This is a genomic window from Monashia sp. HAY1-2A (assembly GCF_056755315.1).
In genome coordinates, this window is sequence record NZ_JBNDHY010000495.1 from 1 (window position 1) to 261 (window position 261).

Annotated in this window: 1 protein-coding gene; it reads left to right on the forward strand. The window is 72.8% G+C overall.

Annotated elements, in window-relative coordinates:
- On the forward strand, positions 1 to 261 hold a 261-nt coding region (locus tag ACPYOM_RS22850), incomplete at both ends, for a hypothetical protein (protein WP_481347717.1).

The following is a 261-nucleotide window of genomic DNA, read 5'->3' on the forward strand; positions in this document are numbered from 1 at the left end:
ATGTGTATAAGAGACAGGCAGTATCTGGCCGGGGACCCGCGACGCGTGGCGCTGAACGTGGCGGGTGCCGGCGGTGAGTCGGCGTTCGGCGGCCCGCTGGGTGACTACGTGCTGCTGTACTCGGCGCTGGCCGGTCCCGCCGCGCTCGACCGCGCGGAGGAGCTGGCGCGGGAGCGTGCGTCGTGGGATTACGGCCTCTCCCGTTTGGCCGCGCTCGCGTGGCTGGCTGCGGTCCGGCTCCGGAGCGGACGACCAGCGAGG